Below are 20,099 nucleotides of genomic sequence, written 5' to 3'. Positions count from 1 at the left end.
GGAGTGGGGAAATGACGGAAGTCACATGAGCAGCAAGAGCGTTCCGCTGGACGAATACCTCGGCCGCGCCTTCGACCGCACGCCGGTGTCGATGATCGTCGTCAACCAGGCGGGCGAGATCACGCGCGCCAACCGGCTGGCCGAGCAGACCTTCGGGTACGACAGCGACGAGCTGATCGGCCAGCGGGTGGAAGTGCTCGTGCCCGAACGCTACCGCCATGCCCACCCCGGCTACCGGCAGGGCTTTCTGGCCGAGACCTCGGCCCGCCCCATGGGCGCCGGGCGCGACCTGGCCGGCCGCCGCAAGGACGGCAGCGAGTTTCCGGTGGAGATCGGCATCAATCCGGTGGAAACCGGCGAGGGGCCCATGATCCTGTCGGTCATCCTGGACCTGTCGGAACGCAAGCAGAGCGAGCGCCGCATCCAGGAAGCGCTGGCCCAGAAGGACCTGCTGCTGCGCGAGGTGCACCACCGGGTCAAGAACAACCTGCAGGTGATCCACAGCCTGCTGGACCTGCAGGCCATGCGGCTGCAGGACCACGATCTGGTGGGCGCGCTGCGCGAGAGCCAGAACCGCATCCGCTCCATGTCGCTGATCCACCAGACGCTCTACCAGTCGGAGAACGTGGCCCAGGTGGACTTCGCGCGTTTTCTGGACGAGCTGGTGCGCGGCCTGACCGACTCCTACCGGTCCGAGGCCGGACAGGTGCGGATCGGGGTTCAGGCCAACGGCATCAAGCTGCCCATCAACGAAGCCATTCCCTGCGGTCTGGTCATCAACGAACTGGTGAGCAACGCACTCAAGCACGGTTTCCCGGACGGGCGCAGCGGCCACATCGAGGTGGAATTGCGCGAACCCGCCCCCGGCGAGGTGGTGCTGTCGGTCAACAACGACGGCGTGCCGATTGCCGAAGACCGCAACCTGCGCCAGACCCAGACCCTGGGCCTGCAGCTGGTGCAGCTGCTCACGCGCCAGCTCGGCGGCGTGCTGGACATCCACCGCAGCAACCCGGTGCGGTTCGAGCTGCGGTTCAAGGTGGAGGCAGCGGCATGAAGGGACCGGCCAAGATCCTGATCGTGGAGGACGAAGGCATCGTCGCCTTCAACCTGCAGCAACGCCTGCAGCACATGGGCTACACCGTGGCCGGCGTGGCCGAGTCCGGCAGCGAAAGCCTGTCGCTGGTGGAATCCGAGCGGCCCGACCTGGTGCTGATGGACATCCACATCAAGGGCGAGATGGACGGCATCGACGTGGCCGAAGCGCTCAGCCACAAGCCGCACGGCTCGGTGCCGGTGATCTACCTCACCGCCTATTCCGAAGATGCCACGCTGGAACGGGCCCGCCTGACCCGCCCCTACGGTTATCTGATCAAACCGTTCTCGGAACGCGAGCTGCACGCCACCATCCAGATGGCGCTGGAGCGGCACCAGATGCAGCTGGCCCTCCACGACAACCAGCGCCTGCTGGCCCAGGCCCTGAAATCGGCCGACATGGGCAGCCTGGAGTGCGACCCCGAAGCCGGCACGGTGCGCACTGCCGGGGCCAGCTCCCGCCGCATCGGCGTGGCCGAGCATGTGCCGGTGCCGCTGGCGACGGTGCTGCGCATCGTGGTCGATGAAGACCGGCTGGCCGTGACCCGCTGCCTCATGGGGCAGGTGCCCGGCCGCTTCAGCCAGGAGTTCCGCAGCAACGTGCCGGGGCAGGGATTGCGCTGGCTGCGCATGGACGGCGCCACCCTGGAGGACGGCCGCACCAACTGCGTGGTGCAGGACATCACCGCCACCAAGCAGACCGAGCAGGCGCTGCAGCAGGCCAACGAGGTGCTGGAGGCCCGTGTGCAGGAGCGCACCCGCGAGCTGCAGCAGAGCCTCAAGGAGCTCGAAGCCTTCAACAACACGGTGGCGCACGATCTGCGCGCCCCCATCCGCGCCATTTCGGGCCTGAGCGAGATCCTGCTGGAAGACCACAAGAACACCCTGGGCCCGGAAGGGGCTGCGGTGCTGCAGCGCATCGCCGCCTCAGCGGTGCACATGGGCAGCCTGATCGACGCGCTGCTCAACATGGCGCGCCTGTCCCGCCAGGACATACGGCTGGGCCGGGTGGATCTGGGCGAGATCGCCACCGAGGTGGTGGACAACCTGCGCCATGCCGAGCCACAGCGTGTGTGCGACATCAGCATCACATCGGGCATGGTGGTGCTGGCCGACCCGGCGCTGATGCGCAGCGTCATGGACAACCTGCTGCGCAACGCCTGGAAGTTCAGCGCCCGCGAAGCCATCACCCGCATCGAGGTGGGCAGCCAGACCATCGACGGCGAGACGGTGTATGCGGTGCGCGACCACGGCTGCGGCTTCGACGCGACCAAGGCAGCGCGCCTGTTCGATCCGTTCTTCCGCCTGCATGCCGAGCGCGACTATGCCGGCACCGGCCTGGGCCTGAGCATCGTGCACCGCATCGTCACCCGCCACGGCGGGCGCGTGTGGGCCGAGAGCGCACCCGGCCAGGGCGCCACCTTCCGCTTCACCCTGGGCCAGCCGGCAGGCAGCGACAATCGGGCATGACCGATGCCCGATTCGACACCCTTCCCCTCACGCCCGGCCTGCTCGATGCCCTGAAGCGACTGGGCTTCGAGCGCATGACGCCCATCCAGGCGGCAGCGCTGCCCCCGGCCCTGCTGGGCCGTGACCTGATCGCCCGCGCACAGACCGGCAGCGGCAAGACCGCCGCCTTTGCGCTGAACCTGCTGACCCAGCTCAACCCGCGCCATTTCGGCGTGCAGTCGCTGGTGCTGTGCCCCACCCGCGAGCTGGCCGACCAGGTGGCCACCGAGATCCGGCGCCTGGCCGCCGCGTCCGACAACATCAAGGTGGTCACGCTGTGCGGCGGCGTGCCGCTGCGCGGCCAGCTGGCCACGCTGGAACACGGCGCCCATGTGGTGGTGGGCACACCCGGCCGCGTGCTGGACCACCTGCAGCGCCAGAGCCTGCAGCTGGACGGGCTGCGTACCCTGGTGCTGGACGAGGCCGACCGCATGCTCGACATGGGCTTTGCCGACGACATCGCTGCCGTCGTGCGCGCCTGCCCGGCGCAGCGCCAGACGCTGCTGTTCTCGGCCACCTACCCGGACGACATCGCGAAACTGGCCGGCCGCATCCTGCGTGACCCGCTCACCGTGACCGTGGCCGATGCACCGCAGGCCGGCCGCATCGAACAGCGCTGGTACGAAGTGACCGAAGCGCAGCGCCTGCACACCGTGGGCCGCCTGCTGCTGCACTTCCGCCCCGCCAGCACCATGGCCTTCTGCAACACCAAGGCCCAGTGCAACGACCTGGTGGAGGTGCTGCGCGCCCAGGGCATCGGGGCACTCGCCCTGCACGGCGACCTGGACCAGCGCGAACGCGACCAGGTGCTGGTGCGTTTTGCGAACCGGTCCTGTCCGGTGCTGGTGGCCACCGACGTGGCCGCGCGCGGCCTGGACATTCCCAGCCTGGGCGCCGTCATCAACGTGGACACCACCCCCGACGCCGAAGTGCATGTGCACCGCATCGGCCGCACCGGGCGCGCCGGCGAGGACGGCCTGGCCCTGAACCTGGCCAGCCTGGACGAGATGGGCCGGGTGGGCCGCATCGAACAGCAGCAGGGACACGAGGTGCAGTGGTACCCGCTGGACAGCCTGAAGGACAGCGGCACCGGCCCGCTGCTGGCCCCCATGGCCACGCTGCACATCCAGGGCGGGCGCAAGGAAAAGATCCGCGCCGGCGACGTGCTGGGCGCGCTCACCGCCGACCTGGGCTACACCCGCGAGCAGGTGGGCAAGATCAGCATCAATGACTGGTCGACCTATGTGGCGCTGGACCGCAGCGTGGCGGCTGAAGCCGCGCGCCGGCTGGCCGGCACCCGCATCAAGGGCCGCAGCGTCAAGGTGCGGCTGATCGGCGATCTGGAACTGTCGGACAATGCCGCTCCATGAACGACAACACCTCCCCCGCCACCGCCTCCCCTGACAACCGCCCCGCCCTGCCCGACCGCCTGAGCATCGACCCGCGCAGCCCGCACCATGTGGCCGCCGTGTTCGAGCACGACATCGGCATCATGTTCAACGGCAAGGAACGCTTCGACGTGTCGGAGTACTGCATCAGCGGTGGCTGGATCAAGGTGCCTTCGGGCAAGACGCTGGACCGCAAGGGCCAGCCGCTGCTGATCCAGCTCAAGGGCCAGGTCGAGGCCTTCTACAAGTAAGCGGCGCCCGCGGTGCTTCACCCGCGCGGGTGGTGCCGCGCCACCAGCGTCTTCAGCCGCTCGCGCGCCACATGGGTGTAGATGGTGGTGGTGGAGATGTCGGCGTGCCCCAGCAGCAGCTGCACCGCCCGCAGGTCGGCCCCGTGGTTGAGCAGGTGGGTGGCAAAGGCGTGGCGCAGCGTGTGCGGCGACAGGTGCACCGCGATGCCGGCCTGCTGCGCATAGCGGCGCACCAGCTGCCAGAACATCACGCGGGTCATGGCCTCGCCGGCGCGTGAGCCGCGCGAGGTGACGAACAGGTCGTCGCTGGCCTGTCCACCCAGGATGTCCGGCCGGCCCTCGGCCAGGTAGCGCTGCAGCCACTGCCCGGCCACCTGGCCGAACGGCACCAGCCGCTCCTTGTTGCCCTTGCCGGTGACGCGCAGCACCCCTTCCGACAAGGACACATGCCAGGCCTTGAGGGTGACCAGCTCGCTCACCCGCAGGCCGCTGGCGTACATCAGCTCCAGCATGGCGCGGTCGCGCAGGCCCAGGGCGGTGCCGGTGTCGGGCGCGTTGAGCAGCGCCTCCACCTGGGCCTCGCTCAGGGTGTGCGGCACCCGCAGCGCCTGCTTCGCGGGCATGAGGCGCAGCGTGGGGTCGGTGGTGATGAAGCGTTCGCGCAGCGCCCAGCGGAAGTAGCGCCTCAGCACGGTGAGGCGCCGGTTGGCGGTGCTGGCCCGGGTCTGCGCATGCCGGGCCGCAAAGTAGGCATTGATGTCGGCCTCGGTGGCCTGCAGCAGGGTCTTGCCCTGCGGCGCCAGCCACTCGCCGAACAGGACCAGATCGCGCCGGTAGGCCTCCAGCGTGTTGCGCGAGAGGCCTTCTTCAAGCCACAGGGCATCGACGAAGGCCCCGGCCAGGTCCTGTGGCCCGGCCGGCACGCGGGAGGCCGTAGCGGTCATCAGTCCAGACGGAGCTTCTGCTTGTCCACCACCTGCTTGTAGACGCCGAACTCGGCCTTGATCTGCTCGGCGAACTGGGCCGGGGTGTTGGCCACCACCAGCGAACCGGTGTCCTCGATGCGCTTCTTCACCGCCGGGTCGGCCACGGCCTGCAGGGCGGCGGCATGGATCTTGTCCACCACCTCCTTGGGCATGCCCTTGGGTCCGATCAGGCCGTAATAGGCCATGCGGTTGACGGCCTCCAGACCCACTTCCTTGAAGGTGGGGATGTTGGGCAGGCCGGCCACGCGGTCGGGGGCGGCCACCACGATGGCGATCAGGCGGCCGTCGCGGATGAAGGGCAGTGCCGAGGGCAGGTTGTCGAAGATGATGGGCACCTGGCCGCCCACCGTGTCGTTCAGGGCCGGGCCGGCGCCGCGGTACGGGATGTGGGTGATGAAGGTGCCGGTCAGGCTCTTGAACAGCTCGGTCTGCAGGTGGCCGATGCCGCCGGTGCCCGAGGTGGCATAGCTGTACTTGCCGGGGTTCTTCTTGATCTCGGCCAGGAAACCCTTGTAGTCGCGCGCCGGGAAGCTGGGGTGCACCGCGATCACGTTGGGGGTGGCCGCGATGTTGATGATGGGCGTGAAGTCGGTGAGCGTGTTGTACGGGATCTTGGGGTTGATCGCCGGGTTGGCGGCCGTGGTGGACACGGTGGCCATGCCGATGATGTGACCGTCCGGCACGGCGCGGGCCAGCTCGGAAGCCCCCACCACGCCGCCGCCGCCGGCCTTGTTCTCGACGATCACCGACTGGCCCAGGGCCTTGCCCAGCGGCTCGGACATGACGCGGGCAATGATGTCGGTGGTGCCGCCCGGTGCAAACGGCACCTGCAGGCGGATCGGCTTGTTCGGGAAGGTCTGGGCCCAGACGGCAGCGCCCGGCACGGCAAGGCCGGCCAGCACGGCAGCGGTCGTCAGGACATGGCGTCGGTTCAGCATGAGAGGTCTCCTTGTGGGTATGAAGATGCGTCCGGCGCCAGGGCGCCGGCCCGCTGTGGGTGACCCATGAATGTACCAACCGGTTCCCGGCTTGCGATCCGGAGAACCACAGACGGGGAAAACCCCGAGACGACCCCGCTGCAGCCGCTATGCTCGGACGGTGAACCACGCCCAGCTGCTCTTCCCCGATTTCGCGCTCATCCTGTGCGGCTTCCTGCTCTGCCGCTTCACCGCCCTGGACCGCAAGGTGTGGGAGCCGGTGGAAGCGCTGGTGTATTACTTCCTGTTCCCGGTGCTGCTGTTCCAGGCCATCGTGCGCAACCCGCTCGATCTGGGGGCGGCGTCGCACCTCATGGGCGCCGGCATCACGCTGGGGCTGTGCGGCATTGCGCTGGCCTACTCGCTGCCGCGCTGGCCCTGGGTGGGGCGGCGGCTGGACACCCGGCTGCACGCCGCCAGTGCCCAGGTGGGGTTCCGCTTCAACTCCTTCATCGCGCTGGCCCTGGCCGACCGGCTGGCCGGGGCCCAGGGCGTGCAGATGATCGCCGTGATCATCGGCGTGTGCGTGCCGCTGTTCAACGTGGCGGCCGTGTGGCCCATGGCCCGGCACGCCGGGCGCGGCTTCGTGCGCGAGCTGCTGCGCAACCCGCTGATCATCGGCACCACCAGCGGCCTGCTGTTCAACCTGGCGGGCGGGTCGATCCCGGTGTGGATGGAGCCCACGGTCACCCGCATCGGCCAGGCCTCGCTGGCGCTGGGCCTGATGGCCGCCGGCGCCGGCCTGCAGTTCGGCCTGCTGGCCAGCGCCAAGACCCTGGGCGGGCTGGTGCTGGCGGTCAAGCACCTGGGCATGCCGCTCATGGCCTTCGGCATCGCGCAGCTCTTCGGTCTGGACCCGCAGCAGACCCTGGTGCTGCTCATGTTCTCGGCCGTGCCCACCGCCTCGAGCTGCTATGTGCTGGCGGCGCGCATGGGCTACAACGGCCCCTATGTGGCCGGGCTGGTGACGCTGTCCACCCTGCTGGGCATGGTGAGCCTGCCGCTGGCGCTGGGCGTGCTGGGCGGGCGTTGAGGCCCCGGGCCGGGTCGCGTCAGCGCGTGGTCACCAGGTCCATGCGGCGCTGCAGCCGCGCCGCCTCGTCGGTGCGGCCGGCCTGCAGGGCCTGCTCGCGCTGCACCCCCAGCCAGGCCAGCAGCGGCCGCCGCCAGCCCTGCGCGGAGGCCGTGTCCACCGCCAGCGCCACCTCGGCCGGCGTGATCTGCCCGGCCTGCAGCCGCGCCCCGGCCGCCACCAGGCGCGACAGGGGATCGGCCACCTCGGCCACGGGCTGGCGCTGCGCGGGGGGCAGCCAGGCGCGGTCGGCCTCGATGGCCTGGCCTTTCAGGTAGCGGGCATAGGCCTGCTCGGCGGGTGCGGCATCGGCGGCCAGCGCATCGAAGGCCGGGCAGACGCCTGGCTGCAGCGCGGCCACGCGGGCGGCACAGGCATGCAGCTCCGCCCGGGCCAGCAGCGCCGGCTGGCCGGTGCTGCGCAGCTCGCGGCGGGCGCGCTGCATCTCGGCCTCGGCCACGCGGTCGTTGCCCTGCAGCCAGGCCTGGGCCGCGCGGTCGAGCGAGATGCGGGCGGCCATCTGCCAGTCGGGCGGCGGCGGGGTGCTGCTGCAGGCGGCCAGGACCCCAGCCAACGCGAACAGGCACAGGCATTTCAGGGTTCGTGTCATGGCAGCTTGACCTCGGCATCGCGGGCAAAGGGCCAGCGGCGGTTCAGGTCCAGGATGAGGCCATCCACCAGGCGCAGGCTGGCTTCCACCTCGGCGCGCAGGGCGGTCAGGTCGACCGTGGCCTCGCGCGTGTTGGCGGCCACACCCTGCGCCTCCACCAGCACCGCGTCGAGCTTCTGCAGGCTGCCGCGGGTGTCGGCCAGCAGCGCGTCGAGCTGGCGCACCGTGGCGCGCACATCGCCCACCAGCCCGGCGGGTCGACCGTCCGGTCCGGGCGGCTGGCCCTGGCCGAACACCTGCCGGTCGGCATTGGCCACCAGCGAATCGAGCCGGGCCAGCAGCGCGTTGCTGCGCTCGATGGCCTGCAGCAGGCGGCGGGCATCGGCCTCGTTGCCGGTGAGCATGCCGGCCATGCCCTGCGGACCGGCCAGGCGCCCGGTGGCCACCTCCACATGGTCCAGCGATCGGGCCAGCGGCGCGTCGGCGCGGGTCAGGGCATTGAGGTTGCCCAGCAGGTCGCGCACGGCCGCCGTGAGCTGCGGAATCTCGGCCGCCGCATCGCCGCGCAGCACGGTGCGCTCGGCGCCGTCCGGCAGGGGCGGGTCGTCCAGCACGCCGCTGTAGGCCCGCAGCCGGGTGCCGCCCACCAAGCTGCGCTCCAGCGTGAAGATGCTGGAGGTGCGCAGCCAGCGGGCGTCGCGCCGGGGCACGTCCACCAGGATGCGGGCACGGCCGTCGTCGGCCAGCTCGATGCGGGCCACCCGGCCGATGGCAAATCCGGCAAAGGTCATGTCCATGCCGACCGCCACGCCTTCGGAATCGTCGGCCACCAGCACCACGCGCTGCGTGGGCTGGAACACGCCCCGGGCGAACAGCACATAGGTGACCGAGCCGATCAGCAGCACCAGCATGAGGACGATGAGCGCCGTGGCCTTGAAGGCCAGGTGGCGGACCGGGGGATCGGTGTCGGGGGGCAGGACGGGGGTCATGGGATCAAGCGTAGTTGCCCAGCAGCGAGCCGATCTCGATCAGCAGCAGGGCCGAGAACAGGCGGGCGAAGGAGGCCATGTCGCTCTGGCGGCGAAAGCGCCCGGCGGCATCGGGCCGGGCGGCCGCAGCCAGCGGCACCACCGCCACGGCCAGCGCGAACAGGCCGGTCTTGAGCGCAAAGATGAGCCCCACGGCCGGACTGAAGATGCCGCCCACCGCATGGGTGTAGGCCGGCAGGCCCCAGGGCGAGAAGCCGTAGATGCTGAGGTAGGACAGCACCAGCGCCGTCACCCCGGCCAGGCCGGCCAGCAGCAGCACCGCAAAGCCGCTGGCCAGCGCGCGCGGGAACAGGGCCAGGGCCACAGTGGCCAGGGCGTCGGGCGCGCTGGCCGCCTGGCGCCGCCGCGCCAGCAGGGCCCGCACCTGCTGGGCCTGGGGCATGGCGTGGCGCAGCGCCACGAACAGCGCCGCGTACAGCGGGATGAGTTCGAGCACCAGGGTGCGCACCAGCACCTCGATGGCGTACTGCGACAGGCCGTAGCTGGCCGCCGTGGCCACCACGATGCGGATCAGCACCAGGCTGACCAGCGCCGAGAGCACCAGGAACCAGGTGAGCAGGGGCAAGGTGGCGCGCACCAGCTGCTGCATGACCGCCTGCCGGCGGGCCGGCTGCAGATAGCTCGACGGCGACAGCGACAGCACCACCATCAGCGCGCCCAGGCGCAGCAGGTGCAGCACGCCGCCGGCCATGCGCACCACGCCCCGGGCGGCCGGGTCGGCATTGAACGACAGGAGCAGGCGGTCCATGCGGGCCATGATAGTGGCGGGCTGTGGCAGCGCGGATGCAACGGCCTGTAAGGGCGGCGCAGGCTGGTGAAAACGCGCATGGCCGAAACGGGCGGGTGCGGGTGGAATGCGGGGCTTGTCCTGTGCCCTGCCCTCATCCGCCATGTCCCACCACCTCGCCCCCGTCATCCGCCGCCAGACCATTGCCGACGCGCTGCACCGCACCGCGCTGCGCCTGCCCGAGAAGACCGCCATCGTCTGCGGCGACGTGTGCTGGACCTATGCCGACTTCAATGCCCTGGTGACAAGGCTGGCCGCCGGCCTGGCCCACATCGGCGTGGCCGAGGGCGACAAGGTGGCCGTGCTGGCCCGCAACTCCCACGCCTTTGCCGCGCTGCGCTTTGCCCTGGCGCGCCGGGGTGCCGTGCTGGTGCCGATCAACTTCATGCTCAAGGCCGACGAGGTGGCCTACATCCTGCGGCACGCCGGCGCCCGCACCCTGGCCACCGACAGCGGCCTGGCCGAGCTGGCCCGGGCCGCTGCCGCCCTCGACACGCCGGTGGAGCAGTTCATCTGGATGCCCGGCGAAGACCCGAGCGAGCCGGTGGAACGCATGCACCGCTTCGACCACCTGGCCGCCTGCGGCGACCCGCTGCCGCCGGTGCAGCTGGGCAGCACCGACCTGGCGCAGATCGTCTACACCAGCGGCACCGAGTCCAGCCCCAAGGGCGCCATGCTCACCCACGATGCGGTGCTGTGGCAGTACGTGAGCTGCGTGATCAATGCCGAGATCGCCGAGGCCGATGTCACCCTGCACGCGCTGCCGCTCTACCACTGCGCCCAGCTCGATGTGTTCTTCGGCCCGGCCATCTATGTGGGCAGCACCAACATCATCACCGGCAAGCCGGTGCCCGACCACCTGCTCAAGCTGCTGGAGCAGCACCGCATCACCAGCTTCTTTGCGCCGCCCACGGTGTGGATCGGCCTGCTGCGCTCGCCGGCCTTCGACCCGGCGCGCCTGACCCGCCTGGCCAAGGGCTACTACGGTGCGTCCATCATGCCGGTGGAGGTGCTCAAGGAACTGGCCTCGCGACTGCCTGCCGTGCGGCTGTGGAACCTGTACGGCCAGACCGAGATCGCGCCGCTGGCCACCATGCTGGCCCCGCAGGACCAGCTGCGCAAACCCGGCTCGTGCGGCAAGGCGGTGCTGAATGTGGAAACCCGGGTGGTGAACGACCAGATGGAGGACGTGGCGGTGGGCGAAGTGGGCGAGATCGTGCACCGCTCCCCGCACCTGATGCTGGGCTACTTCAACGACCCCGAACGCACCCGCGCGGCCTTCGAGGGCGACTGGTTCCACAGCGGCGACCTGGCCGTCATCGACGACGAGGGCTACATCACCGTGGTCGACCGCAAGAAGGACATGATCAAGACCGGCGGCGAGAACGTGGCCAGCCGCGAGGTGGAGGAAATGATCTACCGCCTGGGCGCCGTGAGCGAGGTGGCGGTGATCGGCCTGGCCGACCCCAAGTGGGTCGAGGCGGTGACCGCCGTGATCGTGGTGAAGGCGGGCCACCAGCTCACCGAGGACGAGGTGATCGCGCACTGCAACACCCACATGGCGTCGTTCAAGTCGCCCAAGCGGGTGGTGTTCACCGACGCCCTGCCCAAGAACCCCAGCGGCAAGCTGCTCAAACGCGAGCTGCGGCTGCGCTACGCGCAGGCCTGAGGCGGCTCAGCCCGCCGGCGCGAGCGACCAGGCCACCTGCTCCCGCACCACGGCACTCGTGTGGTCGGCCCGGGCCTGCAGCGCGGCGCGGGCGGCATCGGCCTCGGGGCCGGCCAGGCCACCGTGCAGCGCATTGCCCAGTGCCAGGGCGATGTTGCGCAGCCAGCGCTCGTGACCGATGCGGCGGATGGCGCTGCCTTCGGTGCGGCGCAGGAATTCGGCCTCGGTCCAGCCGAACAGCTCCACCAGCGTGCGGCCGGCCAGGCCCTCGCGTTCGTCGAAATCCGGCAGCGGGGAGCGCTGGGCAAACTTGTTCCAGGGGCAGACCAGCTGGCAGTCGTCGCAGCCGTAGATGCGGTTGCCCAGCAGCGGTCGCAGATCGGGCGGGATGGGCCCCTCGTGCTCGATGGTGAGGTAGCTGATGCAGCGGCGCGCATCGAGCCGGTAGGGGCCGGTGATGGCCTGCGTGGGGCAGGCATCGATGCAGGCGCTGCAGCTGCCGCAATGCGCGCTGACCGCCTCGGTGGGCGGCAGGGCCAGGTCGACGAAGATCTCGCCCAGGAAGAACATCGACCCGGCCTCGCGGTCCAGCACCAGGGTGTGCTTGCCGCGCCAGCCCAGACCGCTGCGGGTGGCCAGCTCGGCTTCCAGCACCGGGGCCGAATCGGTGAACACGCGGTGGCCGAAGGGGCCGATGTCGGCCGCAATGCGGTCGGCCAGTTTCTGCAGGCGCTGGCGCAGCACCTTGTGGTAGTCGCGCCCCCGGGCATAGACCGAGACCACCGCCTCGCCGGGGCGCTGCAGGCGCTGCAGTTCGCGCCCGGTCCAGTCGGGCGCGGTGCCCTCGGGCAGGTAGTTCATGCGGGCGGTGATGACGCTCACCGTGCCCGGCACCAGCTCGGCCGGGCGGGCGCGGGTCATGCCGTGGCGGGCCATGTAGTCCATGCCGCCATGGCAGCCGGCGTCCAGCCAGGCCTGCAGGCCGGGCTCGGCCGAGCGCAGGTCGACACCCGTCACACCGATTTGGGAGAATGCGAGCTCTTGCCCCCAGACGCGTATGCGGGAGACCAGTTGAGCGACATCCAGACCCGTGTTCATGCGGCACCGATTGTAGGAAGCGGTGTATGGCATGGCCGCTGGCCCCACGAGGAGGCCACGCAGGCCTTCGCGCAGCGGCTGGCCGCCTGCCCGGCCGTGGCCCATGCCACGCTGGCGCTGCAGGGCGATCTGGGCGCCGGCAAGACCACCTTCGTGCGGCACCTGCTGCGGGCCCTGGGCGTGCGCGGCCGCATCAAGAGCCCCACCTACGCGGTGGTGGAACCCCACTCCGCCATCGACTGCCCGCTCATGCCGCCCGGCGAGGCGCTGTCGATCTGGCACTTCGACTTCTACCGCTTCACCGATCCACGCGAGTGGGAAGACGCCGGATTCCGCGAACTTTTCGGCAGCCCCGGCCTCAAGCTGGTGGAATGGCCGGAGCGCGCCGCCGGCTTCATGCCCGCCATCGACCTGACGCTGGACATCGACCCCGATCCCATGAACACCGATCCCGAGCACGACGGTTCGCGCCTGGTGCGCGCCACCGCCCACACACCGGCCGGCCAGCGGCTGCTGGAGGCCCTGGCCGGATGACGCGCCTGCCCGATCCCGCCCGGCGCAGCCTGCTCCAGGTCGGCTCGCTGGTGCTGCTGCTGGGGCCGCACCACATTGCGCGCGGCGCCAGCGTGCTGGCGGTGCGCATCTGGCCGGCCGAGGACTACACGCGGGTCACCATCGAATCCGACACCCGGCTGGTCTCGCGCTCCAGCTTCGTGGACAACCCGCCGCGCCTGGCGGTGGACATCGAGGGCCTGGACCTGATGCCCGGTCTGCGCGACCTGGTGGCCCAGCTGCGATCGGACGACCCCAACATCGGCGGCATCCGTGTGGCCCAGTTCGCGCCCAACGTGGTGCGCCTGGTGATCGACCTGAAGCAGGCCATGAAGCCCGAGGTGTTCAACCTCGATCCGGTGGCGGCCTACCAGCACCGGCTGGTGCTGGACCTGCGCCCGGTCAACCCGCCCGATCCGCTGGAGCAGCTCATTGCCCAGCGCATGCGCGACCTGGACGAGGCCAGCGCCCGCGCCGCGCGCCTGCTGGGCCTGGAAACCCAGGGCACCGGTGCCACCGTGACGCCCGAACGCGCCGCCCGCCCCGACCCGCTGGGCGAGCTGATCGCCCGCCAGGAATCGGCCGGCAGCGCGGCCAAGGCCACCCCACCCGCCCGCGCCGAGCCACCGGTGGCCGCAGCGCCGTCGGACCGGCCCGCCCGGCCGGTGGCCCCTTCGGCCAAGGCCCGCGAACGCGCCCGCACCGAACGCCTGATCGTGATCGCGCTCGACCCCGGCCACGGCGGCGAGGACCCGGGGGCCATCGGTCCCGGCGGCACGCACGAAAAGAAGGTGGTGCTGCAGATCGCCCACAAGCTGCGCGAGCGCATCAACAACACCACCGTCAACGGCAACCCCATGCGGGCCTTCATGACCCGGGACGCCGACTTCTTCGTGCCGCTGCAGGTGCGGGTGGCCAAGGCCCAGCGGGTGCAGGCCGACCTGTTCATCAGCCTGCATGCCGACGCCTTCTACAGCCCGCGTCCGCAGGGCGCCAGCATCTATGCACTCAGCACCCGGGGCGCCAGCAGCGCGGCCGCCCGCTGGATGGCCGACAAGGAAAACGCGGCCGACCTGGTGGGCGGCATCAATGTGCGTTCGCAGGACGCCACGGTGCAGCGCGCCCTGCTCGACATGAGCACCACTGCGCAGATCAACGACAGCCTCAAGCTCGGCAGCTCCATGCTGGGCGAGGTCAAGCGCGTGGGCAAGCTGCACAAGCCCCGCGTGGAGCAGGCCAACTTTGCGGTGCTGCGTGCCCCCGACATTCCCAGCGTGCTGGTGGAGACCGCCTTCATCAGCAACCCCGACGAGGAAAGACGCCTCAACGACCCGAAGTACCAGAACGACCTGGCCGACGCCCTGATGCGCGGCATCGTGCGGTACTTCGAAGCCAACCCGCCGCTGGCGCGCAACCGCCAGATCTGACCCCTCCACCCGAACCCGACATGGCCCACCAGTACACCGCCGAGATCCTCTGGGAACGCGGCGACCAGACCTTCACCGACAACCGCTACAGCCGCCGCCACACCATCCGCCTGGACGGCGGGCTGGAGGTGGCCGGCTCGTCCTCGCCCCTGGTGGTGCCGCTGCCCTACTCCGACCCGGCCGCCATGGACCCGGAAGAAGCCTTCGTGGCCTCGCTGGCCAGCTGCCACATGCTGTGGTTCTTCTCCATTGCGGTGCGCGCCGGTTTCTGCGTGGACCGCTATGCCGACCACGCGGTGGGCGTGATGGCCGCCAACGAGAAGCGCAAGTTCTGGGTGTCGCGCGTCACGCTGCGGCCGGCCGTGAGCTTCTCGGGTCGCCAGCCCACCGCCGATGAACTGGCCGACATGCACCACCAGGCCCACGAGGAATGCTTCATCGCCAACTCGGTGAAGACCCAGGTGGTGGTGGAGCCCCAACCTGCAGGAGCCTGACCATGCCGCTGTCCGTGCACGACCTGGGCTACGAGCCCGACGATCTGAAAGTCACCGTCTCCGAGATGCTGGTGGCCACGGCCGACCAGTCCGACGAGGCGCTGGACCGCAACATCACCGACGTGCTGCGCACCCTGCGTGAGCGCATGAAGATGGATGTGGTGTTCTGTTCCGAGTTCGTGGATGGCCGGCGCGTCATGCGCCAGGTGGCCACGGATGCCACGCGCCCGGTGGTGCAGGTGGGCCAGTCGGCCGCGCTGGAGGAGAGCTGGTGCCACCATGTGGTGGAAGGCCGGCTGCCCGGCTACCTGCCGGATGCGTCGCAGCACCCGCTGGCGCGCCAGCTGTCGGCCTCGCTGCCGTTTGCCATCGGCACCCACATCAGCGCGCCCATCGTGCTGAGCAACGGCGAGGTGTACGGCACGCTGTGCAGCTTCAGCTTCAGCCCGCAGGACAACCCCAACCCGGACGATCTGAAGACGCTGGAGATGACCGCCCGCCTCACCGCCATGCGGCTGGAGGCGGGCCGCAAGGCCGGCTGAGACGTCTGAGGGTTCAGACCGGGTAGATCAGCGAGTTCAGCACCATCTCGCTGTCGTACACGCAGTGGCGGTCCTGCAGGCGCAGGCCCTCGGGCGTGTGCACGAAGGCGTCGATGTAGCGGCCCACCTGGAACACCTCGCTGGCGTTGCCCGGCTTGGTGCGGAACACCGCATAGCCCGACTCGGCGCGCACCGGATCGTCCGGCGTGCCGGCGCCCAGGTGGGTGATGCGCGCGGCCCCCACCACATGGCGGGTGTAGTAAGGCGCGTGGTAGATGGTGGTGGTGGCGCCCACCACGCGGTCGCGCATCATGGCCTGGCTCTCCAGGTGGATCAGGCACAGCGGCAGGCCACGGTCGAAGTTCTCGCGGCCCTGCACCTTGTAGCGGGCATCCGCCACGAACAGCTCGGGCCACAACGCGAAGCGGCGGTCGTCCAGCACGGCGGCGTACTCGGCGTTGAACGCGTCGATGTGGGAGCGCAGGGCCAGGGCGTCAGGGGTCATGACGGTCATGCTCAGACCCCCATGGCCCGACGCCAGTAGGCGTACATGGACCGGATCAGGGTTTCGGTGACCATGTGCTCGGTGGGCGGCTTGCCCACGTCGTCGGCCTTGCCACCCAGCTCCACCAGGGTGGCACCGTCCTCGCCCCACTGGCGGAAGCCGTCCTGGCTGAACTCGATGACCTCGCCATCGTCGGCGCTCACGAAGCCGGCCGGGCCGAACAGGTTGGCCTGGCGCAGGCGGCGGGTGGTCATCTCTTCGGAGTCGTCGGCAAAGCCGAAATGGGTCCAGACAAAGTCGAACTCGCCCGGGCCGCGCGGCACGATGTGGCGGGTGGACAGCGAGTTGACCTGCTGCTGCACGATGACACCGGGGAACAGGGTGATCATGGTCACGGTGGGCGTGATGGGGGTGCCGGGGTTCGACGGATCGTCGATGGTCCACCAGGGCTCGGGCACCACGTCCAGCAGGCGCGGATCGCCCAGCTTCATGTCGGCCTTGAAGCTGGTCACGCCCTCGGTCACGGCCTTGTTGGCGCCGCCATCGTTGCGGCGCGAGAGCATGACCGCATGCCGGCCGTGCCGGTCCATCACCATGCGGCTCTGCTGGTCGGCACGCCACAGGCCGAAGGTCACGAACCAGGTGTGCAGCAGACCCGGGTGGTAGGGGTCCTTGATGTTCTCCATCATCAGCTTCCAGTTGCCCGGAATGCGCTGGCGGTTGGTGCCCAGCAGCTTCAGCTCGCGGCCGGCAAAGATGCGGTTCAGCCAGGGCATGACGTCGCTGCCCAGGTAGTCCTCCAGCGGCTCGGCGTCGTCGCTGAAGGTGGCAAACACCAGGCCGTGCAGCACCGCCACGCGCAGCTTGGTCAGGCCGTTTTTCGACAGGTCGAAGTCTTCGGGCATGCCGCCATGCACACACTCGCTGTCGGCACCCTCGGCCTTCACGCCGTCCTTGAACGGCAGGCCGGCCAGATCGCCGTTGAGCTTGTAGGTCCACTGGTGGTAGGGGCACACGAAGCTGCGCGCGTTGCCGGTCTGGCCGTCCATGGGCGGCTGGCAGAAGCGCACGCCGCGGTGGGCACAGCGGTTCTCCACCACGCGGATGCCGTGGTCGGTGTCGCGGTCGCGCGGGGCCACGCGGTCGCGCACCATGATCACCTGGCGTTCACCCACCCAGCTCAGCTTGTAGTCGCCGGTCTTGGGGATCTCGATGGCCAGGCCGATGTAGTTCCAGTGCGGTCCATAGAACAGGCGTTCGAGCTCGCGCTGGTACAGCGACGGATCGGTGTAGGCCCAGTAGGGAATGCGGCTGGTGCCCGGGTTGGGCCAGCGGACCAGGGGTTGGGGTGCGTTCATGGGGCCTCCGTGTTCATGGGGTCGCTGTGCTCAGGGGGTCGCTGTGTTCGTGCGGGCCTTCCACGCGCCGAACAGCGCGATCAGACCCGGAATGAGGATCAGTGCCCAGATGATCTTGCTCAGGTTCGCCTGCACCCAGGGCAGGTTGCCGAACCAGTAGCCGGCCAGCGTGAGGCCCACCACCCAGATGAGTGCGCCGATCACGTTGAAGGCGGTGAAGCGCGCACGGTTCATCTCGGCCACGCCGGCCACGAAGGGGGCGAAGGTGCGGATGAAGGGCATGAAGCGCGCCAGGATGATGGTGATGCCGCCGTAGCGCTCGTAGAAGGCATGGGCCTGGTTGAAGGCGTTGCGGTTGAACAGCCGCGAGTTCTCCCACTGGAACACGCGGGGGCCGAAGTAGCGGCCGATGCTGTAGTTGGTCTGGTCGCCCAGGATGGCCGCGGCCACCAGCAGCCCCATGGCCAGCGGCAGGCTCATCAGGCCGGCACCGCACAGCGTGCCCACCACGAACAGCAGCGAGTCGCCGGGCAGGAAGGGCATGACCACCACCCCGGTCTCGGTGAAGACGATGAGGAACAGCAGGGCATACACCCAGGCTCCATAGGTCTGCACGAAGGCCTGCAGGTGCTGGTCGACGTGCAGGATGAAATCGATCAGGAAGGTGATGAGCTCCATGCCGGGGATTATCGGCGCGGCCTTCCTACAATTTGCCGATGACGACCCCGCCGATTTCCAGCGCCCTCCCCGCACCCCGCGCCATCCGCGAGCTGCCCGACGAGCTCATCAGCCAGATTGCGGCCGGCGAGGTGGTGGAGCGTCCCGCCTCGGTGGTGCGTGAACTGGTGGACAACGCGCTGGACGCCGGCGCCCGCCAGATCACGGTGCGGCTGCAGGCCGGCGGCGTGCGCCTGATCAGCGTGGAGGACGACGGCCACGGCATCCCGCGCCACGACCTGCCGCAGGCGCTCAAGCGCCACGCCACCAGCAAGATCGCCAGCCTGTCCGACCTGGAATCGGTGGGCACCATGGGGTTCCGGGGCGAGGCCCTGGCCGCCATCGCCTCGGTGGCCGAGGTCTCGCTGCTCACCCGCATCGACACCGACGACGTGCCGCACGGCTGGCTGCTGGATGCCCGCAGCGGCGAGCTCGGCCCCGCCGCCCGCCAGCGCGGGACCACGGTGGAGGTGCGCGAACTCTTCTTTGCCACGCCGGCACGGCGCAAGTTCCTCAAGAGCGACGCCACCGAACTCGCGCACTGCGTGGAATCGGTGCGCCGGCACGCGCTGGCCCGGCCCGACGTGGGCTTTGCCATCTGGCACGACGGCCGCCTGGTGGCCCAGTGGCGGGCCGCCGCCGTCGACCTGGCCGACGAACCGCAGGACGCGCTGGCCGCCCTGCGCCAGCGACTGGCCGACGTGCTGGGCAGCGACTTCGTGGAGCAGGCGGTGCCGGTGGCCTGGCCGGCCGAGCCGGGGCCGTCCACCGCGGTGCGGGTCTGGGGCTGGGCCGGTGTGCCGGACGCCGCCCGCTCGCGGGCCGACCTGCAGTTCACCTACGTGAACGGCCGCTATGTGCGCGACAAGGTCATCCAGCACGCGGTGCGCAGCGCCTATGAAGACGTGCTGCACGGCCACCGCCAGCCGGTGTTTGCCCTCTTCATCGCGCTGGACCCCACGCGGGTGGACGTGAACGTGCACCCGACCAAGATCGAGGTGCGTTTCCGCGACAGCCGCGAGGTGCACCACGCGGTGCATCAGGGCGTGAACACCGCCCTGGCCGCGCCCCGGGCCGCGGCGGCGCCGGTGGTGCCCCCCCCGCCGGCGCAGGGCATGCCGGCGGACCCGCTGCTCTCCGCCCGGCAGGACCGGCTGGCCTTCGGCGGCAGCGGCCCTTCGCTGGCGGCACCGGGCTGGTCGACCGCGCCCGCCCAGGCCGGTGTGCCGGTGAACGATCTGGCCGCGCTGTGGACACCCAGTGTGGCAGCCAGTGCACCGCCCGGCCCGGACGCCGCCACGGCGACCCAGCCCACCGCGCCCCTGCCGGCGCAGCCCCTGCCCGAGGGCGACTGGCCCCTGGGCAGGGCCGTGGCGCAGATCCAGGGCGTCTACATCCTGGCCGAGAACGCGCAGGGGCTGGTCATCGTGGACATGCACGCGGCCCACGAGCGCATCGTGTACGAGCGGCTCAAGCAGCAGCTCGATGCCCGGTCGGTGCCCATGCAGCCGCTGCTGATACCGGCCACCTTTGCCGCCACGCCCACCGAAGTGGCCACCACCGAGAACGCCACCGAGGTGCTGGCCCGCCTGGGGCTGGAGATCACGGCACTCTCCCCGCGCACGCTGGCGGTGCGGGCCGTGCCCACCACGCTGGCCCAGGGCAACCCGGTGGAGCTGGCCCGCAGCGTGCTGGCCGAACTGGCCGAGCTGGCTGGCGTGGACGCCGCCAGCGTGGTGCAGCGGGCGCAGCACGAGCTGCTGGCTACCATGGCCTGCCACGGCGCGGTGCGCGCCAACCGCCGCCTCACGCTCGACGAGATGAACGCCCTGCTGCGGCAGATGGAGGTCACCGAGCGCAGCGACCAGTGCAACCACGGCCGGCCCACCTGGCGCCAGCTGGCCATGCGCGATCTGGATGCACTGTTTTTGCGCGGACGCTGATCCGGTCGGCATCCAGACGCCCCAAAAACGTACGCAACGCGCCTGAAGCGCACCAGAAAACGGCATTTTGGTT

Annotated in this window: 20 protein-coding genes; 11 read left to right on the top strand and 9 right to left on the bottom strand. The window is 70.2% G+C overall.

Annotated features, from left to right (window positions below; translation table 11 throughout):
• Positions 1-25 precede the first annotated feature (25 nt).
• From WD026_RS01010 to WD026_RS00995, 4 genes are read left to right on the top strand one after another with little or no spacing between them, the layout of a single operon-like run.
• Positions 26-1,054, top strand: coding sequence for a sensor histidine kinase (locus WD026_RS01010; protein WP_425721805.1), 1,029 nt, complete (start codon positions 26-28; stop codon positions 1,052-1,054).
• On the top strand, positions 1,051-2,562 hold the full coding sequence (locus WD026_RS01005) for a sensor histidine kinase (RefSeq protein ID WP_425721804.1): 1,512 nt from the start codon (positions 1,051-1,053) through the stop codon (positions 2,560-2,562). The genes WD026_RS01010 and WD026_RS01005 overlap by 4 nt, the downstream gene beginning before the upstream one ends.
• Complete coding sequence (dbpA, locus tag WD026_RS01000) at positions 2,559-3,971, top strand: ATP-dependent RNA helicase DbpA (RefSeq protein WP_425721803.1); 1,413 nt, start codon at positions 2,559-2,561, stop codon at positions 3,969-3,971. Before WD026_RS01005 ends, dbpA begins: the two co-directional genes overlap by 4 nt.
• Complete coding sequence (locus WD026_RS00995) at positions 3,968-4,240, top strand: DUF3297 family protein (RefSeq protein WP_425721802.1); 273 nt, start codon at positions 3,968-3,970, stop codon at positions 4,238-4,240. The genes dbpA and WD026_RS00995 overlap by 4 nt, the downstream gene beginning before the upstream one ends.
• A 17-nt stretch (positions 4,241-4,257) precedes the next feature.
• On the opposite strand, the gene xerD is transcribed toward WD026_RS00995, so the two are convergent.
• Together xerD and WD026_RS00985 are read right to left on the bottom strand one after the other, a co-directional pair.
• Positions 4,258-5,184, bottom strand: coding sequence for a site-specific tyrosine recombinase XerD (gene xerD, locus WD026_RS00990; RefSeq protein WP_425721801.1), 927 nt, complete (start codon positions 5,182-5,184; stop codon positions 4,258-4,260).
• Positions 5,184-6,164 carry a tripartite tricarboxylate transporter substrate binding protein BugE gene (locus WD026_RS00985; RefSeq protein WP_425721800.1) on the bottom strand — a complete coding sequence of 327 codons (981 nt, stop codon included), beginning with the start codon at positions 6,162-6,164 and terminating at the stop codon, positions 5,184-5,186. Before WD026_RS00985 ends, xerD begins: the two co-directional genes overlap by 1 nt.
• A gap of 160 nt (positions 6,165-6,324) precedes the next feature.
• Here WD026_RS00985 and WD026_RS00980 point away from each other — a divergent pair, with 160 nt between their 5' ends.
• On the top strand, positions 6,325-7,236 hold the full coding sequence (locus WD026_RS00980) for an AEC family transporter (RefSeq protein WP_425721799.1): 912 nt from the start codon (positions 6,325-6,327) through the stop codon (positions 7,234-7,236).
• Between the two features lie 19 nt (positions 7,237-7,255).
• Here WD026_RS00980 and WD026_RS00975 read toward each other — a convergent pair whose 3' ends face one another.
• From WD026_RS00975 to WD026_RS00965, 3 genes are read right to left on the bottom strand one after another with little or no spacing between them, the layout of a single operon-like run.
• Positions 7,256-7,885, bottom strand: a complete 630-nt coding sequence (locus tag WD026_RS00975; protein WP_425721798.1) for a hypothetical protein — start codon at positions 7,883-7,885, stop codon at positions 7,256-7,258.
• Complete coding sequence (locus WD026_RS00970) at positions 7,882-8,874, bottom strand: MlaD family protein (protein WP_425721797.1); 993 nt, start codon at positions 8,872-8,874, stop codon at positions 7,882-7,884. Before WD026_RS00970 ends, WD026_RS00975 begins: the two co-directional genes overlap by 4 nt.
• Before the next feature lie 4 nt (positions 8,875-8,878).
• A complete protein-coding gene (locus WD026_RS00965; RefSeq protein ID WP_425721796.1) occupies positions 8,879-9,682 on the bottom strand; it encodes an ABC transporter permease in 804 nt (267 codons plus the stop codon).
• A gap of 142 nt (positions 9,683-9,824) precedes the next feature.
• On the opposite strand from WD026_RS00965, the gene WD026_RS00960 reads away from it, so the two are divergent.
• The gene (locus WD026_RS00960) at positions 9,825-11,390 is read left to right on the top strand and encodes an acyl-CoA synthetase (RefSeq protein ID WP_425721795.1); all 1,566 of its coding nucleotides are present in this window, start codon (positions 9,825-9,827) and stop codon (positions 11,388-11,390) included.
• 6 nt (positions 11,391-11,396) lie between these two features.
• Here the strand turns inward: WD026_RS00960 and queG are convergent, their stop codons facing one another.
• Positions 11,397-12,488, bottom strand: coding sequence for a tRNA epoxyqueuosine(34) reductase QueG (queG, locus tag WD026_RS00955; RefSeq protein WP_425721794.1), 1,092 nt, complete (start codon positions 12,486-12,488; stop codon positions 11,397-11,399).
• Here queG and tsaE point away from each other — a divergent pair.
• The 4 genes from tsaE to WD026_RS00935 are packed head-to-tail and all read left to right on the top strand — an operon-like array spanning position 12,471 to position 15,503.
• Positions 12,471-13,022, top strand: coding sequence for a tRNA (adenosine(37)-N6)-threonylcarbamoyltransferase complex ATPase subunit type 1 TsaE (gene tsaE, locus WD026_RS00950; RefSeq protein ID WP_425723174.1), 552 nt, complete (start codon positions 12,471-12,473; stop codon positions 13,020-13,022). The two genes, queG and tsaE, sit on opposite strands and share 18 nt — an antisense overlap.
• Positions 13,019-14,467, top strand: a complete 1,449-nt coding sequence (locus WD026_RS00945) for an N-acetylmuramoyl-L-alanine amidase (RefSeq protein ID WP_425721793.1) — start codon at positions 13,019-13,021, stop codon at positions 14,465-14,467. The genes tsaE and WD026_RS00945 overlap by 4 nt, the downstream gene beginning before the upstream one ends.
• A gap of 20 nt (positions 14,468-14,487) precedes the next feature.
• Complete coding sequence (locus tag WD026_RS00940) at positions 14,488-14,961, top strand: OsmC family protein (protein WP_425721792.1); 474 nt, start codon at positions 14,488-14,490, stop codon at positions 14,959-14,961.
• 2 nt (positions 14,962-14,963) lie between these two features.
• Positions 14,964-15,503 carry a GAF domain-containing protein gene (locus WD026_RS00935; protein WP_425721791.1) on the top strand — a complete coding sequence of 180 codons (540 nt, stop codon included), beginning with the start codon at positions 14,964-14,966 and terminating at the stop codon, positions 15,501-15,503.
• Between the two features lie 13 nt (positions 15,504-15,516).
• Here WD026_RS00935 and WD026_RS00930 read toward each other — a convergent pair whose 3' ends face one another.
• The 3 genes from WD026_RS00930 to WD026_RS00920 are packed head-to-tail and all read right to left on the bottom strand — an operon-like array spanning position 15,517 to position 18,044.
• The gene (locus WD026_RS00930; protein ID WP_425721790.1) at positions 15,517-16,008 is read right to left on the bottom strand and encodes an aromatic-ring-hydroxylating dioxygenase subunit beta; all 492 of its coding nucleotides are present in this window, start codon (positions 16,006-16,008) and stop codon (positions 15,517-15,519) included.
• 11 nt (positions 16,009-16,019) lie between these two features.
• Positions 16,020-17,366 (bottom strand): aromatic ring-hydroxylating dioxygenase subunit alpha, encoded by a 1,347-nt coding sequence (locus tag WD026_RS00925; RefSeq protein ID WP_425721789.1) that lies wholly within the window; start codon positions 17,364-17,366, stop codon positions 16,020-16,022.
• A gap of 30 nt (positions 17,367-17,396) precedes the next feature.
• Positions 17,397-18,044, bottom strand: a complete 648-nt coding sequence (locus WD026_RS00920; RefSeq protein ID WP_425721788.1) for a DedA family protein — start codon at positions 18,042-18,044, stop codon at positions 17,397-17,399.
• Between the two features lie 38 nt (positions 18,045-18,082).
• Here WD026_RS00920 and mutL point away from each other — a divergent pair, with 38 nt between their 5' ends.
• On the top strand, positions 18,083-20,026 hold the full coding sequence (gene mutL, locus WD026_RS00915) for a DNA mismatch repair endonuclease MutL (RefSeq protein WP_425721787.1): 1,944 nt from the start codon (positions 18,083-18,085) through the stop codon (positions 20,024-20,026).
• The last annotated feature ends 73 nt before the right edge of the window (positions 20,027-20,099 follow it).

Origin of the sequence: Hydrogenophaga sp. R2 (genome assembly GCF_049843595.1) — a bacterium.
Taxonomy (GTDB): domain Bacteria; phylum Pseudomonadota; class Gammaproteobacteria; order Burkholderiales; family Burkholderiaceae_C; genus Hydrogenophaga.
The sequence above is the reverse complement of the archived record's forward strand: the minus strand, read 5'-3'. Positions and strand labels throughout refer to the sequence as shown.